Raw genomic sequence first — 6,194 nt, 5'->3', positions numbered from 1 at the left:
TTTTAGATCCAATGTTGCGTGCCTGGTTGCTCGAGGATATTGGCAGGGGCGATCGGTAGCCACTCATCTTTAAGAAGCTGGTATTGACATCAATAAAATGAGCTTCGGAAACTGTGGTGATCGCAAATTGGGTTGGGACTAGAGCGAAAAACTTTAGCAAAGTTCTTTTCTGATTTGGCGTGATCGTGAATTTCCTGCTACAACTGCTCATTTTGAGCTTGGAGTTGTCGTTGCAGTTTCCAAATGGTCAAGTGATTTTCAATTCGTGCTAAAACCTCTTCTAGTTGAAAAGGCTTAGTGATATAGTCCACCCCACCAACTGTCTGTAAAGGCTTTTACTTTATTTGAGACAAAACTCTACTTTCTCATCGCCGGATATTGTTTTAATACCTGCTGTAAATATTGCCCAGTATAAGACCTGGGATTTTTTGCAACTTCCTCCGGTGTTCCCACAGCAATCAATTCTCCCCCTTTGTCGCCACCTTCTGGCCCCAAATCTATCACCCAGTCAGAACAACGAATTATATCTAAGTTGTGTTCAATTACTAAAATTGAATTACCTTTATCTACCAATCGTTGTAACACATCTAACAATTTGTGAACATCGTAAAAAGATAACCCTGTTGTCGGTTCATCGATTAAATAAAGTGTCTTACCTGTGGCGCGTCGAGATAGTTCTGTTGCCAGTTTTACCCGTTGCGCTTCCCCACCAGATAAGGTAGTCGCAGGTTGTCCTAGTTGGACATAACCCAACCCGACATCAAATAAAGTTTGCAAACGCGCGATCGCTTTGGGAATATTCTGGAAAAAGTCTAAACTTTCCTCGACTGTCATTCTCAAAACATCAGAAATTGACTTATCTTTATACTTGACCTGCAAAGTTTCGCGGTTGTATCTTGCACCTTTACAAATTTCACATTGCACGTAAACATCGGGGAGAAAGTTCATTTCAATAACATTCACACCCTGTCCGCTACAAGCTTCGCAACGTCCGCCTTTAACGTTGAAAGAAAATTGTCCAGGTTTGTAACCCCTAGCTTTGGCTTCTACTGTTTGGGAAAATACATCCCGAATGGCATCGAAAATTCCTGTGTAAGTTGCAGGGTTGGAACGTGGTGTGCGTCCAATTGGGGATTGATCGATAACGATCGCTTTATCAATCGCATTTAATCCCTGAATTTTATCCAAATGTTTGGGTAAGGGAACTTTCTTAGTTAAATGGTGTTGCAGAGATGGATATAGTAATTCGTTAATCAGTGTAGATTTGCCAGAACCAGACACACCTGTGATCGAGACAAGTTTACCTAATGGAATTTCTACATCGATATTTCTTAAATTGTTGCGATGGGCATTTTTGATAATCAAACTACGCCCATTTCCTTCTCGGCGTTCTGCTGGTGTGGTAATTACTCGCCTTCCTGATAAATATGCACCCGTCAAAGAATCTTCTGCTGCTAATAACGCTTGAAAATCACCTTGGGTGATAATATTTCCGCCATGAATTCCTGCACCAGGGCCAATATCAACTATATGGTTAGCTGCGCGAATTGTTTCTTCATCGTGTTCAACGACAATCAATGTATTACCTAAATCGCGCAATTTCGTTAAAGTTTTTAGCAACCTGCCATTATCTCGTTGATGCAAACCAATACTCGGTTCATCTAAAACATAGAGAACACCTGTTAAACCAGAACCAATTTGCGTTGCTAGACGAATTCGTTGGGCTTCGCCACCAGAAAGGGTCATGGCGGGACGGTCAAGGGTGAGGTAATCTAAACCTACATCTAACAAAAATTGCAATCTTGCTTTGATTTCTCTCAGGACTAAATCAGCAATTTGTAACTGGCGATCGCTCAATTTAAATTGCTCAATTCTCTCTCGACAATCCCGAATCGATACACCAGTTAATTCTAAAATTCCATATTGTCCCAACTTTACCGCTAAGGCTTCCGGTTTTAACCGTTTTCCCTGACAAACTTCACACGGTTGATCGATTAAATACTGCTCTAATTTTTGCTTAATTAGCTCAGAACCACCCTCATATTGTCGTTGCAAAATTGGAATAGCACCTTTAAAATTTTGGGTTTTTTGTGCTTTTGTGCTTTCTTCTTTCTCTCCATACAGAATAATCTGTTGCTGTTCTTCTGTCAGCTTGCTCCAATTTGTCTGTAACTCAAAGCCATGAGCTTGTCCGATGCTGTAGAGTAATTCCAGATAATAAGAATTATCTTTTTCTGACCAAGGCGCGATCGCAGCATAAACTGGCGCTTCCCAGTCAGGTACGATCAAGTCTGGTGCAAATCTTCTTAAAGTTCCGATTCCATGACAGTGCAGACAAGCACCATAAGGCGAGTTAAAGGAGAATAATCGCGGCGATAGTTCCTCCATTACCGCCCCATGTTCTGGACAAGCAAAGTTTTCCGAAAATACTAATTCTTCTTCTTTGTCATTTGTTGTTTGGTCTTGGTTATCACTAATGACAGATGACGAATGACTAATGACAATACTGGCAATCCCACCTGATTGCTTAAGACATGTAGACAGAGAATCAACCAAACGTTCCTGGATACTATCTTTTTTCACCAAGCGGTCAATTACCACTTCGATGGTGTGGGTAAAATTCTTATCCAATTCAATGGAATCTGACAGTTCGCGGATCTCGCCATTGATCCGCACGCGGACAAAACCTTGGGATGCTAGACTTGACAAAAGTTTACGATGTGTGCCTTTTTTCCCACGGACAACGGGTGCAAGGATTTGGAAGCGGGTGCGGTCTGGTAATTCCATGATGCGATCGCACATCTCATCGATTGTCTGGGGTGCAATACAGCGATCGCATATTGGACAATGGGGTTCGCCAGCCCGACCAAACAACAGCCGCAAATAGTCGTAAATCTCTGTCACCGTACCGACAGTGGAACGTGGGTTATGAGACGTTGACTTTTGGTCAATTGAAATTGCTGGACTTAAGCCTTCAATGGCTTCTACATCCGGCTTATCTAACTGTCCGAGAAATTGCCGTGCGTAGGCGCTGAGGGATTCCACATAGCGGCGTTGCCCTTCAGCGAAAATGGTATCAAATGCTAGGGAAGACTTACCAGAACCAGAAACGCCAGTGAATACGATTAGGCGATCTCGTGGCAATTCCAAGTCAATATTTTTCAGATTATGCTGCCTAGCACCCCGAATCCGAATGGTATTCTGGCTGTTGTGGCTGGGGTAGGGAAGATGTCCATTCAAGGATGCTGCTAGCTGTTTGTCTGACATATTGGGCGGCGAAGAGGGAGTTTCCTATGAAACAGTCCTTAATAATACTATCTTTAATTAGTTTATAGTAGAACAATCGTACTGTTTTAGTTAGTTCTCGTTCCAGATTAATGGCGCAGATATCCTTAAGAGTCTGCTAATTTAAAAGCATCCCGATTTAAATCCTTCTAAGGGCGAAGCTATGGTATCGCAAATCCAACCGCCGACCCAGCCAGAGCTCATCTACCCAGATAGTGACGGACAACCAGTAGCTAATAATACCATACAGTTTGGCTGGATTGTAGAAATTAAGCAGAATATAGAGTGGCTATTTGCTGACGATCCAAATGTATTTGTCACGGGGGATTTGTTTTGGTATCCGGTAGAAGGACGCAACAAAATTGTTAACGCCCCAGATGTGATGGTGGTATTGGGTAGACCAAAAGGCGTAGGCGTAGCCCGTCGTAGACATCGCTTGTGCTACCAACAATGGAAAGAGCAGGGAGTTGCACCGCAAGTGGTATTTGAAATTCTTTCTCCCAGCAACACCCAAACTGAAATGGACAAGAAATTACTTTTTTACGATCGCTATGGCGTAGAAGAATACTACATTTACGATCCTGATCGCAATAACTTGCATGGATGGTTGCGTGATGAAGATGGTTTAGATGTCATCCCCCAAATGGAAGATTGGGTAAGTCCTCGATTAAAAATCAGGTTTACTCTATCACCAGAGGGTTTACAGTTATATCGCCCTGACGGAGAACGCTTTTTAACTTATACAGAAATTTCTCGCAACGCCGAGCAAGAACGACAACGAGCAGAACAAGAACGACAACGAGCTGAACTTGCAGAACAAGCGAGAAGAGATGCCATACCCCGATTATTGCAAATGAATTTGAGCATCGAACAGATTGCCCAAGCTTTGGGATTGTCAGTGGAAGAAGTGCGAACCCTTGCTCAGGAGTAACGCCGTGTGCAATTTTTTAATCGGGCGATTAGAAATTGAAGTTGTACTTGAGATATTCTGATTATGCTAGCCAATGCAGCCACCTATGATGTCACCTGGGAAAAGTTACCTGATGATTTTGTTTTAGACAATGAGCCAGTGGATAACATTAATCAGCCACTCTTGGCTGCTGCTTTAACAGAAAGCTTGGAACTTGCTGGCAGATTACCCGCCGATGCTTTAACCATCACTAACTACGGTATCTGCGCCACCTTGAATAATCGATTTGTGGTCAAAGCACCAGATTGGGGTTATGTACCATCAATTCGAGTCTCACGAGAAGAAGTGAAGCGCAGTTATACGCCACAACTCCAAGGTGATATTCCCGTAATTGTGATGGAATTTCTCTCAGATACCGAAGGTGGAGAGTATTCCAGTAAACCAACCTATCCCCCTGGTAAATGGTTTTATTATGAGCAGATTTTACAAGTGCCAAACTATGCCATTTTTGAACCAGATAGCGGAGAGTTAGAAGTTTATCGGCGAGATGATTTCGGACATTATGAACTGCAAACACCGGATGCAAATAATCGTCACTGGATTGCCGAAATGAATTTGTTTTTGGGCGTATGGGAAGGGAGCCGAGAAAATTGCACAGGCTATTGGTTGCGTTGGTGGGATGACAACGGCGAATTATTGCTGTGGGGTTTGGAGTTAGCAGCAAAAGAACGCCAGCGTGCAGATAGATTAGCCGCTCAGTTAAAAGCGCTGGGAGTGGAACCAGAGGTTTAACTCGGAAGTTCGACCTTTTTACTCGGTCGTTCGTGTTCGGAACTCGGAAGTTCGACCTTTTTGCTCGGTCGTTCGTGTTCGGAACTCGGAAGTTCGACCTTTTTACTTGGTCGTTCGTGTTCGGAACTCGGAAGTTCGACCTTTTTACTCGGTCGTTCGTGTTCGGAACTCGGAAGTTCGACCTTTTTGCTCGGCCGTTCGTGTTCGGAACTCGAAACGCCGAGATCAGAACTGCGATCGCATTTCTAATTTACCAAGCGATCGCCTGTTATGAATATTAAAGGGCGATCGCTCCTCATCCCCCTCATCCCCCTATCCCCCTCATCTCCCCGGACACACCTTAGCCGCATTAGGATGGCTAGCCAAATAACCCTTAAGCCAACTGCAACCCTGTGCTAATAAATCATCAAGATTCAGATTCCACAATTTGATGGTCTTGTCATAACTGGCGGAAGCTAAAGTTTTGCCATCCGGGCTGAAGACAACGCTGTTGACCGCAGCGCTATGCCCACTCAGGGTGGTAATTTCTTTGCCCGTCTCCCGACTCCACAATTTGATGGTCTTGTCAGCACTGGCGGAAGCTAAAGTTTTGCCATCCGGGCTGAAGACGACGCTGTTGACCGAACTGCCATGCCCACTCAGGGTGGTAATTTCTTTGCCTGTGTCCCGATTCCACAATTTGATCGTCTTATCAGCACTAGCGGAAGCTAAAGTTTTGCCATCCGGACTGAAGACGACACTTCTGACCCAACTGCTATGCCCACTCAGGGTGGAAATTTCTTTGCCTGTGTCCCGATTCCACAATTTGATCGTCTTGTCATCACTGGTGGAAGCTAAAGTTTTGCCATCTGGGCTGAAGACGACACTTCTGACCCAACTGGTATACCCACTCAGGGTGGTAATTTCTTTGCCCGTGTCCCGATTCCACAATTTGATCGTTTTGTCATAACTGGTGGAAGCTAAAGTTTTGCCATCCGGGCTGAAGACGACGCTGGTGACCCTATCGCTATGCCCAGTCAGGGTGGAAATTTCTTTGCCCGTGTCCCGATTCCACAATTTGATCGTTTTGTCATAACTGGTGGAAGCTAAAGTTTTGCCATCCGGGCTGAAGACGACGCTGGTGACCCTATCGCTATGCCCAGTCAGGGTGGAAATTTCTTTGCCCGTGTCCCGATTCCACAATTTGATGGTGCTGTCAGCACTGGCG

The 6,194-nt window shown here is 44.3% G+C and carries 4 protein-coding genes; 2 read left to right on the top strand and 2 right to left on the bottom strand.

The window, feature by feature from the left end; genetic code table 11:
• Positions 1-357: 357 nt before the first annotated feature.
• Positions 358-3,267, bottom strand: coding sequence for an excinuclease ABC subunit UvrA (gene uvrA / locus RMY63_RS40770; RefSeq protein WP_322734119.1), 2,910 nt, complete (start codon positions 3,265-3,267; stop codon positions 358-360).
• Positions 3,268-3,448: 181 nt separating this feature from the next.
• Here uvrA and RMY63_RS40765 point away from each other — a divergent pair, with 181 nt between their 5' ends.
• Positions 3,449-4,216: a Uma2 family endonuclease gene (locus RMY63_RS40765; RefSeq protein WP_322734118.1), complete on the top strand. Its 768-nt coding sequence runs from the start codon at positions 3,449-3,451 to the stop codon at positions 4,214-4,216.
• Between the two features lie 63 nt (positions 4,217-4,279).
• The gene (locus RMY63_RS40760) at positions 4,280-4,987 is read left to right on the top strand and encodes a Uma2 family endonuclease (protein WP_322734117.1); all 708 of its coding nucleotides are present in this window, start codon (positions 4,280-4,282) and stop codon (positions 4,985-4,987) included.
• A 321-nt stretch (positions 4,988-5,308) separates the two neighbouring features.
• On the opposite strand, the gene RMY63_RS40755 is transcribed toward RMY63_RS40760, so the two are convergent.
• Positions 5,309-6,194, bottom strand: an 886-nt coding sequence (locus RMY63_RS40755) for a WD40 repeat domain-containing protein (protein WP_322734116.1), incomplete at its 5' end; no start/stop codon positions are given.

Source organism: Nostoc sp. ChiQUE01b (assembly GCF_034531255.1).
Classification (GTDB): domain Bacteria; phylum Cyanobacteriota; class Cyanobacteriia; order Cyanobacteriales; family Nostocaceae; genus Nostoc.
The sequence above is the reverse complement of the archived record's forward strand: the minus strand, read 5'-3'. Positions and strand labels throughout refer to the sequence as shown.

What these genes read in the sequence shown, in the direction of transcription:
- uvrA (WP_322734119.1), bottom strand. Translation starts at nt 3,267, where the DNA reads ATGTCAGACAAACAGCTAGCAGCATCCTTGAATGGACATCTTCCCTAC.
- RMY63_RS40760 (WP_322734117.1), top strand. Translation starts at nt 4,280, where the DNA reads ATGCTAGCCAATGCAGCCACCTATGATGTCACCTGGGAAAAGTTACCT.
- RMY63_RS40765 (WP_322734118.1), top strand. Translation starts at nt 3,449, where the DNA reads ATGGTATCGCAAATCCAACCGCCGACCCAGCCAGAGCTCATCTACCCA.